Raw genomic sequence first — 16,755 nt, 5'->3', positions numbered from 1 at the left:
GTTCGGACCTTTTGATGACGCAGATGTACAGGCGTTCATAAAAGGTTATTTTTTGTGCCAAAAAAAGATGGAAGGGAGCCATTCGCGATGGCAGGAAAACAAGCGCTGAATATTGTAAAAATGAAAAAAATGAAGCAGGAGGGCATTCCGCTCAGTATGCTGACCGCCTATGATTATCCATCGGCTAAGATAGCCGAGGAGGCGGGAATTGACATCATTCTCGTGGGGGACTCGCTGGGTAACGTAGTTCTTGGTTACGATTCGACCATCCCTGTGACCTTGGATGATATGGTGTACCATTCCCGGACAGTTGCAAGAGGCGCTGAGAATACATTTATCGTAGCGGACATGCCTTTTATGACATATCACGGCAGCATATCCGAAAGTCTTCAAGGCATCCGCCGTCTGATGCAAGAAGGACATGCGCATGCTGTTAAATTGGAGGGCGGAGCTGAAATTACCGATGTCGTAAAAGCGACTGTTCAGGCAGGTGTACCTGTGCTGGGACATATCGGGCTTACTCCGCAATCAGTTAATCAAATTGGTGGCTATCGCATTCAAGGTAAGGACGAAGCAGACGCACGCCGGTTGATGGCAGATGCCAAGGCATTAGAGCAGGCGGGTGCCTTTGGTATTGTCTTGGAATTGGTGACTGAGGAAGTGGCAACGGCGATTTCTAAAGAACTTTCCATTCCAACCATTGGAATCGGTGCAGGACGTGGATGTGACGGTCAAGTACTTGTTTATCACGATCTGATTCAGTACGCATCTCCTTATTTCAGCAAACGCTTTGTTAAAACCTATGCCGATGTAGGCGGCTTGATCCGTAGCAGCATTGAGCAGTATGTGAGTGATGTGAAAGGGCGGGCATTCCCGGCCGCAGAGCATGTATTCAGCGCGGATGACCGTGTTGTGGAGTCCCTGGAGTCCTTGTACGGACAGGCAAAAGGACATGCGCAGAAACAAGCTAAGGAAAAGGTGGAATCTCAGTCATGATCATCGTAAGAGAAGTGGCTCAACTACGCAAGGTTATTGCCGAACGTCGGCAACTTGGAGCCAATGGAGCAAAAACGGTACACGATTCTGCCTCTTTACTGCAACATAAAGTCGGCTTTGTACCAACGATGGGATACCTGCATGAAGGACATGCGAGCTTGATGCACAAGGCGCGTGAAATGGCAGATACGGTGGTGCTTAGCATTTTCGTAAATCCGATCCAATTTGGACCGAATGAAGATCTGGAAAGCTATCCCCGCGATGAAGCTCGTGATTTGGAGGTAGCACGGCGCGAGGGCGTGGATATTGTATTTTTGCCAACTGTAGCAGAAATGTATCCACAACCAACCCAAACCAAAATTCGTGTATCCGCTTTGACAGATCGCTTGTGCGGTGCTTCCCGTCCCGGCCATTTTGATGGTGTGACTACGGTGGTAGCCAAGCTTTTTAACATGATAGGTCCTGATTTGGCCTTTTTTGGGATGAAGGACGCGCAGCAGGTTGCTGTGCTCCAGCAGATGGTGACTGATCTCAATATGAACGTGACTATCGTACCTTGTCCCATCGTCAGAGAGGCGGATGGTTTGGCCCTCAGCTCCCGTAACGTGTATTTAAGTGCAGAACAGCGCGAGCAGGCATTGGTGCTGTCCCAGTCACTGCGTAAGGTGCAAGAAGTGAGCGAAGATATTGTAACAAACACAATTACGATTCGTCAGTTACATCAAATGGTGGAGTCCACCATTACTTCCTCTCCTTTAGCAGACATTGATTACATTGAAATTTTAACTTTTCCCGGTCTGGAGCCCCTTCTTCCCGAGCAGCGGCTATGTGATGTTCAGGAAGACGTCATCGTAGCGCTGGCTGTGAAATTTGGCAGTACCCGACTGATTGACAATATAAGAATACAGAAGACGGAGGTGCTTTCCCATGTTTAGAACCATGATGAAATCCAAAATTCACCGCGCTACGGTTACGGAAGCTAACCTAAACTATGTGGGGAGTATCACTATAGATGAAGATCTCATGGAGACATCGGATCTGTTGGAGAATGAAAAGGTTCAAATTGTAAACAATAACAATGGAGCTCGACTGGAAACCTATGTTATCCCCGGACCGCGTGGGAGCGGTGTGATCTGTCTCAACGGTGCGGCAGCTCGTTTGGTGCAGCCTGGTGATACAGTCATTATTATTTCCTATGCTTCCATGTCAAATGAAGAGGCCAAAACATACAAACCAACAGTGGTATTTGTTGATGAACATAATAAACCAGCCCAAACGATGAACAAAGAAGTACATGCGACGATCATGTAATGAATGGGAGTGCGGATGAAACCCGTCTTTTAAGCGAAAAATGTGAGTGTATTAATCCATCTTTCATAAGGGCGGGATGCACATGTTCCAGCATGTATTCGCAGAAATGAACAGCATGTTAGATGATATCGTGAAGCATTACCCATCAGCCCAGGGCTCCCGCAGGCAGGAGCTGCTACAGCACTGGAGTCTGCTGCGGAGAATGAGTGACGGAATTATGGATGAGTGGCTGGCCTTTGAGGAAAAAATGGTGTGCCTGCGTGCGGCCGGCTTTTCCGCGGAGACCGATATGTCTGACACGGAGCTGCCTGAAAAAGAGCTGCCGGCTTTTAGTCGGGGGCAAGGGTATTATCGATTACTTATGTACCCTGAGGCGATCCAACAATTTGAGCAGGTACTACAGCATTTTCCGAATAGTTGGCAGAGTCGCATGTATATGGGAATGGCCTATTTTCAACTAGATGATCCAGCAGAGGCTGTATACCATTTTCAGAAGGTGCTGGACCTGACTGAGCAGGCAGGACTAAAAGCGGTCATCTATAATGCGCTAGGCTGTCTGTTGGCAAAGCAGGCTGACGTAGAGGAGGCGCAAAAATGTTTTGCTCTCGCACATCAGTTCGATCCTGCGTTACCCGAGCCGCTGCACAATATGGAAGCCTGTTTGTCCGGTACCGAAAAGCTTCGATACGACAGCTCCATAATGACCTGGATGTAGTTGTCAGACACCGAGTAAGACGATGCATGCCCACCTCCTGAGGCGGCGTATGCATCGTCTTTTTTGGCTGTCTTAATTTCCAAACACGCGATCTTCTGCTATGCTAATATACGGAGTTATTATTTTTGTAAGTGTCATAAGAAAGGATTAAGCCCGAATGAAATTTGCGGTATTGGATTTTGAAACGACAGGCACCCAGTCCGCGGATGACATCATTCAAGTCGGACTTGCAATTATAGATCATGATAACAGCATTTCCCGTGTTTACGGCTCTTATGTGAACCCTGGCAGATCTATTCCACCTTTTATCACTGGATTGACCGGAATTACAGACGATGACGTGAAGGATGCACCTGCACTTGAAGAAATGATGATGGAGCTTGTGCCTATGCTGGACGATGTTGTACTGGTCGGTCATAATGTGGCGTTTGATTTTAATTTTTTGCAAAACGCTCTGGATCGGTGCGGATACTTGCCATTTAGCGGAAGAATCTTGGATACAATGGATTTTCTGAAAATTATGTTTCCATCGCTATCTTCGTATCAGTTGGGTTTTGTGTCTTCTGAGTTCGGGCTGGCACATGATCGCCCTCACCAAGCAGACAGCGACGCATTGGCTACGGCCGAGGTGTTTTTAAAGTGTCTGGGTGAGCTTCAAGCATTACCTCTGATAACGATACAGCGGCTTAGTGATTTGTTTGCAGAGGAAGACAGTGACCTTGGATGGTTTCTTGATGGGGTGCGTGAAGAGAAAGAGCTTGATCCTATTCAGGATTTGGAGGGATATCAGTTTTTTCGTCAGCTTGCGCTAAAAGTGGAAGATTGGACGGAGCTAGCTGCTCCGCGTAGAGAAGATGACCCGAATCCACTGTCAGGTGTTTCCTTTGAGGAGTACATGGATGATGTGCGGGACAATTTGCGTTCATCCTTGAGCCAATATGAGGAGCGCGAGGCGCAGATACAGATGATTGAGGGTGTGAATCAGGCACTGAGTGAAGACAAGCATCTGCTGATTGAAGCAGGTACAGGAACAGGGAAGTCTCTGGGTTATTTGCTCCCATCGCTGTATCACAGTGTGAAAAAGGGACAGCGCGTTATGGTGAGTACACATACGATCAACCTGCAGGAACAGTTACGCGAGCGCGACATTCCGATGCTGACCAAGGTGATTCCGTTTCCGTTTCGGGCAGCTATTTTCAAGGGTCGGGGACATTATTTGTGTCTGCGTAAGTTTGAACATAAAATAAACAGAAGAGACTTCGCTACACCGAAGGAAGATTTAATTACAGCGGCTCAGATGATCGTCTGGTTGACGTTAACAGAAACCGGTGATGATGAAGAACTGAATCTGAGCAACCGTGGAGGGGATTTCTGGGAAACGGTGGCGAGTGATTCAGAGTCCTGTCTTGGTCGTTCTTGCCCATGGTTCCGCAAATGTTATTATCATCGTGCACGCCATGAAGCAGGAATAGCGGATGTTGTTATTACGAATCACTCTAAGTTGTTCACAGACGTCAAAGCCAGTCATCAGTTGTTGCCGAGCTATGAACATCTGGTGATAGATGAAGCCCATCACCTGGAGGAAGTAGCTGGTAAACACCTAGGTATGCATATGAAATATTTCACACTCGTGCATACACTGACGCGACTGTTCAAAGACAGCAAGAATGGACAACTGCCTTCACTTCGTCAACAGTTGGCGAAATCGGGGCACGAGAAGTCGGCAGATTGGGCCTCAACCATTGATCAGCTGTATCCGCTCGTGTTAGAGGTGAAGGAAACTTGGGACCTGCTAAGCGACAAACTGTTTGGCATGTTGCCGGAGCGAAGTGATGCGACACCGGGTGAAACAGGACAGTTTTCTTCCCGTCTCAAACCTTCGGCCAAGCCTGCAAAGTGGGATCAGGCGGGAGCTTTGGAAAATCAGCTATATGTAACGATGAGCGAAATTTTGCGCAAGGGCGACAAGCTGATGCTGGACGTCAAGGAAGAACATGACGATTATGCGGCGGATAGCCTTATTACAGATATCACGGGTCTGCTCAAGGATTTGGCGGGGATTCGAGAAAATTTGCGCTTTTTTATCCGACTCGATGATGAAACAACCGTATACTGGCTCGAGGCGAGCGGGCAATTCCGTAGTAAATCATTGCAATTTTATGCGGTACCCGTCGATGTGAGCCGCCAGTTGAAAGAAATGTTTTTTGACAAAAAAAGAAGCATTATTCTGACTTCTGCTACCTTGTCGGTAGATAAGTCGTTTCAGTACATGATCGATCAGCTCGGCTTACAGGAGGCCGCAGATCAAGAGCGGCTGATGACTTCGCAGCTCCCGTCACCCTTTAATTACAGGGATCAGGTGTTGCTGGTTATTCCACGGGATTTCCCAAGTGTGAAGGGCAGTGTAGGAGATGCACATTTTGTAGATATGCTCGTTAGCTCTCTAGGAGCGACTGCTCAGGCGACGCGGGGGAGAATGCTCGTTCTGTTTACGTCCTATCGGATGCTCCGGCAAGTGTATGAGCCGCTCAAAGAGGCCTTAGCATCCAGCGAAATTACTGTGCTGGGACAAGGCGTGGACAGTGGAAGTCGCAGCAAGCTAACCCGCCGGTTTCAGGAAGCGAAAGCTTCTGTATTGCTGGGAACCAGCAGCTTCTGGGAAGGCGTCGATATTCCGGGGAAGGCTCTGACTTGTCTAGCCATTGTTCGCTTGCCGTTTCAACCGCCGAATCACCCGCTGCTGGAGGCAAAAAGCGAACTGCTCCAGCAGCAGAAGAAGAATCCATTTATGAAGCTGTCTGTACCGCAAGCGGTCATTCGCTTCAAACAGGGATTTGGTCGGTTGGTACGTACAGCGAACGACCACGGGGTAGTTATCGTTTATGATACGCGTGTGATTGAATCCTATTACGGAAAGCACTTTTTGTACTCGTTACCGGGACCAAAAATGGAGCATATGCCATCGGAGCAAATGGTGCCCCGCATCGCCGAATGGCTCCAATCCGCCCCGGAGACAGAGGCATAACGGACGGACATAAGTATGTTCGTTACAATTAGGGGGAGCAAGTATGAAATCAGATAAAATTTCAGAGGCTGTCGTACGGAGGTTACCCGTATATTTACGTTATCTGAATGCACTGCACAAACGGGAGGTGGCTACGGTCTCTTCTCAAGAGTTGGGACAGAGGCTAGATTTAAACCCGGCCCAAATCCGTAAAGATCTTGCTTATTTTGGAGATTTTGGTCGGAAGGGTATTGGTTATGATGTTTCTTATCTCATTGAGAAAATACGCCATATCCTGAAAATCGACCAACAAATTAATGTAGTCTTGGTCGGAGCGGGTAATCTGGGGCAAGCCCTTTCGAATTATAACGCTTATTTAAAAGACAATATGAAGATTGTGGCGGTATTTGATGCGTTTCCGGATAAGGTAGGAACCAAGATCAATACATTGGTCGTGCAACCGATGGATGAACTGGAAGCGACTGTGAAAGAAAAAAACATTCGAATCGGGATTATTACCGTACCTGATTTTGAAGCACAGCACGTGGCTGATAGGCTTATTGATAGCGGAATTGGAGCGATCCTGAACTTTGCACCGACTACTCTCAAGGCACCAGCCAACATTCGGATTCATGCCACAGACTTTACAACTGATTTGCTTAGCCTCGCTTATTATTTGGAGGACGGAAAGGAAGAAGCACAATATGACAGTGAATAAATGGATGATTAAAAACGGATCTTTTGCAGTAAATGGACCAGAAGCAGGGGTAGTCCATGGTTTTATGATTGTGGAGGATAGTCGTATTACTTATATTGGCGAAACCTTGCCTGCGGGTGAGGAAGAGACGGAAGCGATCGATGGTAAAGGGCTATTGTTTTTACCTGGTCTGATCAATACTCATGGTCATGCGGCGATGTCTCTACTGCGTGGGCATGGAGATGATTTGGCACTTCAAGTATGGCTTCAGGAAAAAATGTGGCCTATGGAAGCCAAGTTTACATCTACAGACGTGTACTGGGGTACGTCCTTGTCTGTGCTGGAAATGCTGAAAGGTGGAACAACAACCTTCCTCGATATGTACGATCATATGGATGAAGTGGCTCGTGTGGCTGAAGAGTCAGGTATTCGTGCAAGTCTGATGCGTGGAGCAATTGGACTATGTTCGGAGGAAGAACAGCGAATCAAGCTGGCAGAGGCCGTGACTTTTGCACGTAACTGGCACGGTAAAGCAGACGGGCGTATTACTACGATGATGTCTCCGCACGCGCCATATACATGTCCACCTGCGTTTATTGAAAAATTCGTACAAGCTGCGCATGATCTGGACTTGCCACTGCATACGCACATGTCTGAGACGATCGCCGAAGTGGAGCAAAACGTACGCGACTACGGTTTGCGTCCGGTTGCACACTTGGATAAGCTTGGCTTTTTCTCCCGTCCTTCGCTTGTTGCCCATGGCGTTCATTTGAACGACGAAGAAATAGCTTTACTGGCAGAACGTGGTGTAGCGGTTTCCCACAATCCTGGCAGCAACTTGAAGCTGGCAAGTGGTGTGGCAAGAGTGCCTGAATTGCTGCGTGCAGGGGTTACGGTTTCTCTCGGAACGGATGGTCCTGCCAGCAATAATAACCTGGATATGTTCGAGGAAATGCGTCTGGCAGCACTTATTCACAAGGGTGTATCCGGTGACCCTACGGCAGTTCCTGCAAGTGAAGCGCTGCGTCTGGCAACGGAATACGGTGCAAAGTCGATTGGTTTAAAAGAAGTAGGAGCGTTGGCAGCAGGCAACAAGGCTGACTTTATCGCGTTGGATCTGAATCAGGCACATTTCTTGCCGCGTACAGATCTTATTTCCCATGCGGTATACTCTGCAAGCGCCAAGGACGTGGCTCATGTGTGGGTAGACGGTCGTCAGGTTGTGAAAAACGGCGAATGCCTGACTATGGACGAGGAACGTATCAAACATGAGGCACAAGCCGCCTTTGAAGGGCTGCTGTCGCGCTAATTCAGGTGTCACATCCCCTTAGAGAGGAAGCACGGGTTTGAAAAATAAGAAAAAATGGATAGCGGTCGCCATTTTGGCCGTGATACTGATCCTGGTCAGCATTTTCTGGTATTATTCCTATGTTACTCAAGACCAGGTGGCTGAGAAAAATGCCGCTATCATTAAGGCCAAGCAATCAGGTGGTCTGGTTAGCACGACTCAAACATGGAAGTCTGTGTGGGATCAGGTATATTGGGTGGTTCAAGGGAAAAATGCACAGAATGAAAATATAATGGTATGGGTTCCTTTTCAAAAAGTGGAGGGACAACCTAACGTACCTGCCGCAGATAATAGCGGTGTTCATACCGAGCTGCTGAAGAACGGAGTCGACGAGCAAAAAATGACGTCGCTAATTCAGCAGCAGCTTCCAGGTGTAAAAATTGTAAGCCTCCAGCCGAGTGTGTTCAATGGCGAATATGTGTGGCAGCTGTTTTACGATGATGGAAGCCATCATTACTATGCCTTTTACCGTTTTTCAGATGGGGGAGCGACGGGGGTAAAGTATACTTTGCCCAATAACTGAGCTGGTTGAGGATCAGCAGATGTGGAATGAATGACTAGTAAATGATTAAAAGCTCAAGAAAAAGACGTAAATGCGATGAAATTCGTATTTACGTCTTTTAGTCTTGCTATGCCGTAAAGATGAGCTGAATGCCAGCGAAGCATCTTTACCTACCCAACTTCTCTCCTAAGGCAAATTCATCTTTATGGCGGGCAACAGCGATCGTAAGATCAAATCCTACACGCAGCGTCCCACCTCCACCATAACCAAAGATTTTGCCTCATCACAACTCCTCCACACATTGCCTTCGATTTTAGATATACGTTATGATATACTATATTTTATAAGTGATAGACAAAAATGATAGAAAAAAGAATTGCTGATCACTGTAAGATCATGCAATTTGGTTGTTTGTTGACATTCGTCCCGTTTCTTCTGAGTTTTACATTTTGAGAGGAGGATGTTGTTTGAAATTGCGTGCAGTTCCTATCGTTGTGGCGGCAGTTTTGGCAGCTTTGCTGCTATTTGGGGGATGGTTCATTTACCGTCAGGTTACAATGCAAAGTCCTCTGGAAAAACTGGTTTCTCAATATCCAGGCGTGACAAGCGCTCAAATAGATATTAAACAGGATCAGGTTGTATTGAAACTAGATCTCAAACCGCAGGCGGATGTGGCCGGATTGGTCGATGTAGTTAAGCAAAAAGGACAATCCATCATTGGCAGCCGCACCATTAAGCTCGATATTGCAGACCGTTCCAATACAGCACTGAATCAATGGTGGTCTGAGGCTATGTTTCCTGTAGCCGAAGCGATGGAAAATAGAAAGTATACTCAAATTTCATCTACAGTTGAGCATATGAAAAAGAAAAAGACGGGTATCAAAGCTGATACCGACATGGATTCGAACAATGTCTATATCCGACTCAGCGAAGGGAAAGCGACCAAGTTTATCGTTTTGCCACGTCAATCTCAGCAGATGGGGGTATGGCCTAATGCCTAGATGGATCAAGGAAATATTAATCGGCATTGTGCCGGTAACCATTATATTTCTCGTTTTTATTGGGGTAAATATTATCCCTCTTCTAGTTGCTGGTGTGATGTTCAGCGGCTTGTTAATGCTCATGCATGCTCGTGGAGGCTTGGCCGTAGGTGCTGGGCAAGAACGTAAACGTAAAAAAAATGGCCCGGACAAGCTGACTTTTGAGGAAATCGGTGGGCAAGAAAGCGCTAAGCAGGAGCTGCGTGAGGCCTTGGATTTTTTGAATCGACATGATGAAATCTCCAAGTTTGGTATCCGTCCATTAAAAGGCGTTTTGCTCACAGGTCCTCCGGGAACAGGAAAAACACTGATGGCTAAGGCAGCGGCACACTATACTAATTCTGTTTTTGTTGCAGCCTCAGGTAGTGAATTTGTTGAAATGTACGTTGGTGTTGGAGCAGGTCGTGTTCGTGAGTTGTTCAGGGAGGCACGTACTCGTGCAGCCAAGGAAAAGAAGGAAAATGCAATTATTTTTATTGACGAAATCGACGTTATTGGTGGTAAACGTGAGGGTGGACAGCAACGAGAATATGATCAGACTTTGAATCAGTTGCTGACAGAAATGGATGGTATTTATTCGGTAGATACACCGCGGATTTTGATCATTGCGGCAACAAACCGTAAAGAAATGCTGGACAGCGCCTTAACGCGTCCAGGGCGTTTTGACCGTCATATTCAAGTGGATTTGCCTGATAAGAAGGGCCGTCTTCATATTCTTAAAATTCATGCCAAAAACAAACCGATTCAGGAAGATGCGAATCTGGATAAAATTGCTGAGGAATCTTATGGGTTTTCTGGCGCACAGCTGGAGAGCGTAATGAATGAAGCGGCAATCTATGCAATGAGACAGGATCAGAAAATGATTGCACAGAAACATCTGTCGATGGCAATTGACAAAGTGATGATGGGTGAAAAGACAGATCGAGAATCGACCTTGGAAGAGAAAAAACGTGTAGCGATTCATGAACTAGGACATGCTATTATGGCCGAAATTGTTCGTCCTGGTAGCGTAAGCCAGGTAGCACTTAGCCCACGTGGGAAAGCGCTTGGGTATGTGCGTCACAATCCACAGCAAGAGCAGTATTTATACACCAAGCAGTACCTGGAGGAGCAGATTATGATCTCGCTCGCAGGGGCTGCGGCAGAAGAAATGTACTATGGCGGTCGAAGTACCGGCTCTAGTAATGATTTTGAGCAAGCACTGAACATCGTTCATACGATGATGACTTCCGGTTTGACTTCACTTGGCATTATTAACATGGAAATGGTAACGAAAGAAGAACTCATGCGGGAAAATGGCGAGATTATGGCTGACCTGCATACCCGAACTTTGGAACTGCTGGAAAAGCATCGTCCTGTGTTCGACAACTCACTTGACATCCTGATGAAGGAGGAAACTTTGTCTGGAGACCAATTTAGATGTCAATTTAGTGAAAATGCTTTATTACCAGCATAATTTTTTATGCTGGTTATTTTTTTTTACTTTTAGTCCGTGCTAAGATATTATTATCTATTGGGACATAAACATGTATTTTTCGACAAAGAAGGATACAATATATGAGAGTGACCAGGAAAGGGTGGAGTAAAGAATCATGCAATTCAAAAAAATCGGCGTCATCGGCGGCGGCACCATGGGACAGGGGATTTCTGAAATGCTCGCGTCCAAAGGAATCGATGTGCTGCTGGTAGAGCAGACACCAGAGAAACTAGACTACGCCTACAATATGATTGAAACGAGTCTGGACAAACAACTGGAAAAGTGGGCAATTACTCAAGCTGAGAAAAAATTGATCTTATCCCGTATTCAAAAAGTAATCCATTTGGCGGAGCTCGGCAGCTGCGATATGGTCATTGAGACGATTACAGAGAATCTGGACGAGAAGAAAGCAGTGTTCCAAGAGCTAGACTATGTGTGTCCAAGCAATATTATTCTTGCAAGTAATACATCCACGCTGAGCCTGACCGAGCTTGCCAGCTCGACCAAGTATCCTGAGCGTGTTATTGGTATGCACTTTATTTATCCAGTATCCCGCATTGATCTTGTAGAAATTATTCGTGGTTTGAAAACTTCGGACGATACATTTGAAAACACTAAGATGTTTGTGGAAGAAATAGTGGAGAAAAAAGGAGTCATGATTTACGAATCTCCTGGATTCGTAACAAGCCGGATAATCTGTCTGTTGATTAACGAAGCGGCTCATGTACTGCAAGAGGGCGTAGCTTCCGCTGATGATATCGACGACGCTATGCGAATCGGCTACAGCTTCCAAAGCGGTCCTTTGGAAATGGCTGACCGCTTTGGTCTGGATTCCGTTTTGGCTGCTCTGGAGCGTATGTTCCGTGAATTCGGCGAATTGAAATATCGTCCGTCCATCGTACTGAAGAAAATGGTGCGTGCAGGTAATCTGGGCGTGAAATCGGGCGAAGGCTTCTTTAAGTACGACAAGGATGGTGACCGGATATGAAAATTCTCGTAATTAATGCAGGGAGTTCTTCCCTAAAATACCAATTGTATGATATGACGGACGAGTCCGTTCTAGCCAAAGGTTTGGTAGAGCGTATCGGTATGGATTCCTCCATTCTGACGCATAAGCCAACCAATAAAGAAGAATACACTGAAGTTAGCGAAATTCTGGAGCATACTACAGCCATCCGTAAAGTGCTGAACGCACTCACAGATGCTGAACATGGTGTAATCTCCAGTACTAGTGAAATTCAGGCTGTGGGCCACCGTGTGGTTCATGGAGGCGAAATCTTCAAACGGTCAGCAGTTGTAACGCCTGAAGCGAAGAGTGAAATCCGCCGCTTGTTTGACCTGGCGCCACTGCATAATCCCGCTTCCATGATGGGGATTAAAGCGGCTGAATTGAATATGCCAGATGTACCGCAGGTTGTAGTATTCGATACCTCGTTCCATCAAACCATGCCTGAAAAAGCTTATATGTACGCCATTCCAAGAGTGTTGTACAATAAGTACAAGGTTCGTCGTTACGGTGCCCACGGTACTTCTCATGATTTTGTGAGTAAGGAAGCAGCCAAATTCCTTGGTCGTCCTTTGGAAGACCTGAAGATTATCACTTGTCATATCGGTAATGGTGGTAGTATAACAGCAGTTCAAGGCGGTTTGTCTGTTGATACTTCCATGGGGATGACTCCACTGGAAGGCCTTATGATGGGTACTCGTAGTGGTGATTTGGACCCAGCAATCGTACCTTATGTCATGAACAAAGAAGAATTGACTGTCAATGAAGTCAATTCCATGCTGAACAAGCATAGTGGACTTTTAGCTATCTCCGGTATCAGCAGTGACATGCGTGAAATCACAGAAGGTATGGAAAAAGGCGAAGCTAATTCTACATTGGCATTTGAAATGTATGAATACCGTCTGCGCAAATACATTGGATCGTATGCTGCCGCAATGAACGGGGTAGACGTAATTGCATTTACAGCAGGTGTAGGCGAGAACTCCATCGTTCTGCGTAAGAGAGTGTTGGAGCAATTGACATTCCTCGGTGTCGAGCTGGATGAATCGTTGAATGCTATTCGTTCTGGCGAGCCTCGCCGGATTACAACTGCAAATTCAAAGGTAGAAGTACTGATCATTCCAACGAACGAAGAACTGGTTATTGCCCGCGACACGTTCCGTCTGGTTCAGTAGTTCGGTTCGAAAGTGTAAACTTTATGCATGTGGACTATTGTTTGAGTTCCGCATGCACCAAACAGCGAGAGCAAACAGCCTGACCCAGGGGGAAGGGCTGTTTGATTTTCGGTTAAGAGGAGAGAGACGGTCATGACGAATAAAAGTACGATTGCCCAAGTGGGCCGCCATGTAGGGGAAACGGTTACAATCGGCGCTTGGGTAAACAATAAACGATCTAGTGGTAAAATTCAGTTTCTGCAACTGCGGGATGGCAGCGGGTATATTCAAGGGGTTATCGTGAAAAGCGAAGTGTCCGAGGATATTTGGAATGACGCCAAATCCTTGACTCAAGAGAGCTCCCTTTACGTTACTGGAGTGGTGCGTGAAGAACCGCGTAGCCAATCAGGCTTTGAATTAACGGTTACAGGCATTGACATTATTCATTTGACCGAAAACTACCCGATTACACCCAAAGAGCACGGTGTAGATTTCCTGATGGATCATCGTCACTTGTGGTTGCGTTCCGCCAAGCAACGTGCTGTTTTGATCGTACGGGCGGAAATTATCCGTGCTGTACAGGAATTCTTTAACGGCAACGGCTTTACGAAGGTGGACCCACCTATTTTGACTCCTTCTTCTGCAGAAGGCACAACAGAGTTGTTCCACATTAAATATTTTGATGAAGATGCGTATTTGACACAAAGCGGACAGTTGTACATGGAAGCCGCGGCAATGGCGCTGGGCAAAGTGTATTCCTTTGGTCCAACTTTCCGTGCGGAAAAGTCCAAAACACGTCGTCACCTGATTGAGTTCTGGATGATCGAACCTGAGATGGCTTTTGTGGATCATGAAGAATCCTTGCGCGTACAGGAGCAGTTTGTAAGCCATATCGTGCAATCTGTTCTGAAAAATTGTGCGAAGGAGCTTGAAACCATCGGACGCGATGTTTCGAAGCTGGAGCAAATTCAAGGCGAATTCCCACGTATTACGTATGATGAGGCGATTGCCTTCCTTCAAGGTGAAGGTTTCGATATCCCATGGGGGGAAGACTTTGGTGCTCCTCATGAAACGGCGATTGCCGAAAGATATAACAAGCCTGTGTTTATTACACATTGGCCGACACACATTAAGGCATTCTATATGAAACCAGACCCGACCCGTCCAGAGGTTGTTCTGTGTGCCGATATGATCGCTCCTGAAGGCTACGGCGAAATTATCGGGGGTTCCCAACGGATTGATGATCCAGCATTGATGGAAGAACGTTTTAACGAGCATAACTTGGCTCGTGAAGCCTACCAATGGTATATGGATCTGCGCACATATGGTACCGTTCCGCATTCTGGTTTTGGACTGGGCCTGGAGCGTACAGTAGCATGGATTTGTGGACTCGATCATGTACGTGAAACGATTCCGTTCCCACGTATGCTGTATCGTTTGTATCCGTAACCGATGACCGGATCATTCGACAAGACATCAGCGGCAGAATGGGCGGAGGGAGTAGCCTTTGCTATGGAAGCCGGAATGGTCCAGATTCCCTACGCCCTGCTCAAGCATTATCGAACACTTCGGCTGGCAGATGGCGAAATGCTGCTACTGATGCAGTTGCTTGCCTTCAAACAAGCGGAACGTAATGAATTTCCGACATGGGAACAATTGCAGGCCCGTATCGGATGCACTGCGAATGAAATCGCACTCTATTTCAGTAAGCTCATGAAAGAAGGATTTTTGAGAATTGATTCCGTAGAAGACCGCAGTTCATCTGTACAATTCGAACGTTACAATTTGACGGGGCTGTATCGTAAGTTGGCAGAATGTATGATCGCCGAGCGTAACGAGCAGCACGATGAAGATGACATTTTGTTTGCCGGAAAGCCGGATTTACTGAATGGAATATCGGAATCCCCGCTTACAGAAGAACGGAATTTGTTCACGATTTTCGAGAAAGAATTCGGGCGACCATTATCACCGATGGAATACGAGACGATCACCAGCTGGGTGGATCAGGATCGGTATCCCGAGGAGCTTATTTTGCTGGCTTTGAAGGAAGCGGTATTTGCAGGGAAGGTACATTTCCGGTATATAGACCGTATTTTGCTGGAGTGGAGCCGAAACCGTGTCCGTAATGCACAGGATGCCAAAGAATACGCCCAGCGATTCCGTGGTGGCGGACGCAATTAATGTATCGGTCTAAGCCTTTTAGGTAGTAGACTTATATATGAAGGCTGTTACTGCAGATTGGCTATTGTGCAATGAGGACAACATGGAATATCGCCTGTGCGCGTGAGCTAAGCCGAAATGAAGACGAGTAAATAGGCTTTAATGATAGAGGACACACCATTCCGTCAGGAGGGTGTGTCCTTTTTAAATTATTTTTTCGAAATATGCAGGGGAAGGAAATTTCCTGGCGTCTATAGTATTGGGAAGGGGGAGAGCGTCATTGATATAGAGAGAATCATTGAACGAATACGGTCTGGTGACCGGCAGGCGTTCCGTGAGATCGTAGAGCTGTACAGCAAGCATGTATTTCATATCGCCTATTCGGTGCTGCATGACAGCAAGGAAGCAGAAGATGCCGCGCAGGAGGCATTCGTTCAGGTGTACAAGTCTCTCCCCCAGTACCGGAACGAAGGTTTTAAAACGTGGCTGAGCCGAATTGCGCTCCACAAAGCGCTGGATATTAAGCGCAAACAGGACAGACGCCCCGCAGAGCTAATAGACGTCGCACAATCCCTTGTACAGCTCCCTTCCCGGGATGAGGATGTGCTGGCTCGTCTCATCCGCGAGGAGCAAATTAAAGAACTATCGCAAAAAATCGCTCAGTTGCCCCAGCAACATCGGGATATTATTCAAGCCTACTATATGCAAGGCAAAACCTACGACCAAATTGCAGAAGAGACGCAGGTAGCTTTAAAAACGGTAGAGTCGAGACTCTACCGGGCGCGACTATGGATTCGAAACCACTGGAAGGAGGAGGAATGGCAATGACTGACCAACAGGATAAACCGTGGATTGAAGGGAAATCGAATGACTGGCATGCTTACATTGCAGGAACTTGCACGATAGAGGAATCTGCCCGGCTGGAAAGGCTCCTGCTGGAAGACGAACAGGCGCTGATGTTATATCTTGTTGCACTGGAGCAATTGGAGTCAACTATGAAAGATTATTCTGCCTGGATGGATACGGAGCGCTTCACAGATCAGGTAATGGCCGTTCTTCCCGAGCTAGAAGCTGAACCGAGTCAAGTTATGTTCAAAAAACGCCGCTGGTTTGAAAAACCTGTGTTTCACTATGTTGTCGCCGCAAGCCTAACGTTGATCTTGTTGTCCAGTGGAGCCTTTGACAAAATGATGCCGCAAACAGACGGAAAGCCGATTCCTCCAAAAGAACGCGTCTCTTACAGTGAAGAGGTCATGCGAGCTACCACGACCTGGCTCGATAAATTAAAGCCCTAAATCTTCGGATAAAGGGTGAGACGAAAAACTCAAAAACAACAACCTTCAGA

The 16,755-nt window shown here is 46.8% G+C and carries 16 protein-coding genes; all 16 read left to right on the top strand.

The window, feature by feature from the left end; translation table 11 throughout:
• The first annotated feature begins 87 nt into the window (after positions 1-87).
• Positions 88-996, top strand: a complete 909-nt coding sequence (gene panB, locus MKY16_RS13730) for a 3-methyl-2-oxobutanoate hydroxymethyltransferase (RefSeq protein WP_340955760.1) — start codon at positions 88-90, stop codon at positions 994-996.
• Positions 993-1,931, top strand: a complete 939-nt coding sequence (panC, locus tag MKY16_RS13725; RefSeq protein ID WP_340955757.1) for a pantoate--beta-alanine ligase — start codon at positions 993-995, stop codon at positions 1,929-1,931. Before panB ends, panC begins: the two co-directional genes overlap by 4 nt.
• Entirely contained in the window at positions 1,924-2,307 is a 384-nt protein-coding gene (gene panD / locus MKY16_RS13720; RefSeq protein WP_013371641.1) for an aspartate 1-decarboxylase, read from the top strand. Before panC ends, panD begins: the two co-directional genes overlap by 8 nt.
• An 82-nt stretch (positions 2,308-2,389) precedes the next feature.
• Entirely contained in the window at positions 2,390-3,022 is a 633-nt protein-coding gene (locus MKY16_RS13715) for a tetratricopeptide repeat protein (RefSeq protein ID WP_209947376.1), read from the top strand.
• Between the two features lie 157 nt (positions 3,023-3,179).
• Positions 3,180-6,047 (top strand): ATP-dependent DNA helicase DinG, encoded by a 2,868-nt coding sequence (gene dinG / locus MKY16_RS13710; RefSeq protein ID WP_209947378.1) that lies wholly within the window; start codon positions 3,180-3,182, stop codon positions 6,045-6,047.
• Positions 6,048-6,090: 43 nt separating this feature from the next.
• Complete coding sequence (locus MKY16_RS13705; protein ID WP_029517369.1) at positions 6,091-6,744, top strand: redox-sensing transcriptional repressor Rex; 654 nt, start codon at positions 6,091-6,093, stop codon at positions 6,742-6,744.
• On the top strand, positions 6,731-8,032 hold the full coding sequence (locus MKY16_RS13700) for an amidohydrolase (protein WP_069011508.1): 1,302 nt from the start codon (positions 6,731-6,733) through the stop codon (positions 8,030-8,032). Before MKY16_RS13705 ends, MKY16_RS13700 begins: the two co-directional genes overlap by 14 nt.
• 37 nt (positions 8,033-8,069) lie before the next feature.
• Positions 8,070-8,594: a cell wall elongation regulator TseB-like domain-containing protein gene (locus MKY16_RS13695; RefSeq protein ID WP_039271118.1), complete on the top strand. Its 525-nt coding sequence runs from the start codon at positions 8,070-8,072 to the stop codon at positions 8,592-8,594.
• 446 nt (positions 8,595-9,040) lie between these two features.
• Positions 9,041-9,574, top strand: a complete 534-nt coding sequence (locus MKY16_RS13690) for a hypothetical protein (RefSeq protein ID WP_069011509.1) — start codon at positions 9,041-9,043, stop codon at positions 9,572-9,574.
• Positions 9,567-11,069, top strand: coding sequence for an AAA family ATPase (locus MKY16_RS13685; protein ID WP_165146932.1), 1,503 nt, complete (start codon positions 9,567-9,569; stop codon positions 11,067-11,069). The genes MKY16_RS13690 and MKY16_RS13685 overlap by 8 nt, the downstream gene beginning before the upstream one ends.
• Positions 11,070-11,205: 136 nt before the next feature.
• On the top strand, positions 11,206-12,078 hold the full coding sequence (locus tag MKY16_RS13680; RefSeq protein ID WP_165146928.1) for a 3-hydroxyacyl-CoA dehydrogenase family protein: 873 nt from the start codon (positions 11,206-11,208) through the stop codon (positions 12,076-12,078).
• A complete protein-coding gene (locus MKY16_RS13675) occupies positions 12,075-13,271 on the top strand; it encodes an acetate/propionate family kinase (protein WP_340955755.1) in 1,197 nt (398 codons plus the stop codon). The genes MKY16_RS13680 and MKY16_RS13675 overlap by 4 nt, the downstream gene beginning before the upstream one ends.
• A gap of 132 nt (positions 13,272-13,403) precedes the next feature.
• A complete protein-coding gene (gene asnS / locus MKY16_RS13670; RefSeq protein WP_029517376.1) occupies positions 13,404-14,699 on the top strand; it encodes an asparagine--tRNA ligase in 1,296 nt (431 codons plus the stop codon).
• 3 nt (positions 14,700-14,702) lie between these two features.
• Positions 14,703-15,431 (top strand): DnaD domain-containing protein, encoded by a 729-nt coding sequence (locus MKY16_RS13665; protein ID WP_049816981.1) that lies wholly within the window; start codon positions 14,703-14,705, stop codon positions 15,429-15,431.
• Positions 15,432-15,605: 174 nt separating this feature from the next.
• The gene (locus MKY16_RS13660) at positions 15,606-16,238 is read left to right on the top strand and encodes an RNA polymerase sigma factor (RefSeq protein WP_274597660.1); all 633 of its coding nucleotides are present in this window, start codon (positions 15,606-15,608) and stop codon (positions 16,236-16,238) included.
• Entirely contained in the window at positions 16,235-16,705 is a 471-nt protein-coding gene (locus MKY16_RS13655; RefSeq protein WP_029517379.1) for a hypothetical protein, read from the top strand. The genes MKY16_RS13660 and MKY16_RS13655 overlap by 4 nt, the downstream gene beginning before the upstream one ends.
• The last annotated feature ends 50 nt before the right edge of the window (positions 16,706-16,755 follow it).

Origin of the sequence: Paenibacillus sp. FSL L8-0641 (assembly GCF_038006265.1) — a bacterium.
GTDB classification, from domain to species: domain Bacteria; phylum Bacillota; class Bacilli; order Paenibacillales; family Paenibacillaceae; genus Paenibacillus; species Paenibacillus polymyxa_D.
Note: the sequence above shows the minus strand (reverse complement) of the source record. Positions and strands in the feature narration are given on the sequence as shown.

Bases quoted from the DNA above. Each gene is read 5' to 3' on its own strand.
- panB (WP_340955760.1), top strand. From the start codon at position 88: ATGGCAGGAAAACAAGCGCTGAATATTGTAAAAATGAAAAAAATGAAG.
- panC (WP_340955757.1), top strand. From the start codon at position 993: ATGATCATCGTAAGAGAAGTGGCTCAACTACGCAAGGTTATTGCCGAA.
- panD (WP_013371641.1), top strand. From the start codon at position 1,924: ATGTTTAGAACCATGATGAAATCCAAAATTCACCGCGCTACGGTTACG.
- MKY16_RS13715 (WP_209947376.1), top strand. From the start codon at position 2,390: ATGTTCCAGCATGTATTCGCAGAAATGAACAGCATGTTAGATGATATC.
- dinG (WP_209947378.1), top strand. From the start codon at position 3,180: ATGAAATTTGCGGTATTGGATTTTGAAACGACAGGCACCCAGTCCGCG.
- MKY16_RS13705 (WP_029517369.1), top strand. From the start codon at position 6,091: ATGAAATCAGATAAAATTTCAGAGGCTGTCGTACGGAGGTTACCCGTA.
- MKY16_RS13700 (WP_069011508.1), top strand. From the start codon at position 6,731: ATGACAGTGAATAAATGGATGATTAAAAACGGATCTTTTGCAGTAAAT.
- MKY16_RS13685 (WP_165146932.1), top strand. From the start codon at position 9,567: ATGCCTAGATGGATCAAGGAAATATTAATCGGCATTGTGCCGGTAACC.
- MKY16_RS13680 (WP_165146928.1), top strand. From the start codon at position 11,206: ATGCAATTCAAAAAAATCGGCGTCATCGGCGGCGGCACCATGGGACAG.
- MKY16_RS13675 (WP_340955755.1), top strand. From the start codon at position 12,075: ATGAAAATTCTCGTAATTAATGCAGGGAGTTCTTCCCTAAAATACCAA.
- asnS (WP_029517376.1), top strand. From the start codon at position 13,404: ATGACGAATAAAAGTACGATTGCCCAAGTGGGCCGCCATGTAGGGGAA.
- MKY16_RS13665 (WP_049816981.1), top strand. From the start codon at position 14,703: ATGACCGGATCATTCGACAAGACATCAGCGGCAGAATGGGCGGAGGGA.
- MKY16_RS13655 (WP_029517379.1), top strand. From the start codon at position 16,235: ATGACTGACCAACAGGATAAACCGTGGATTGAAGGGAAATCGAATGAC.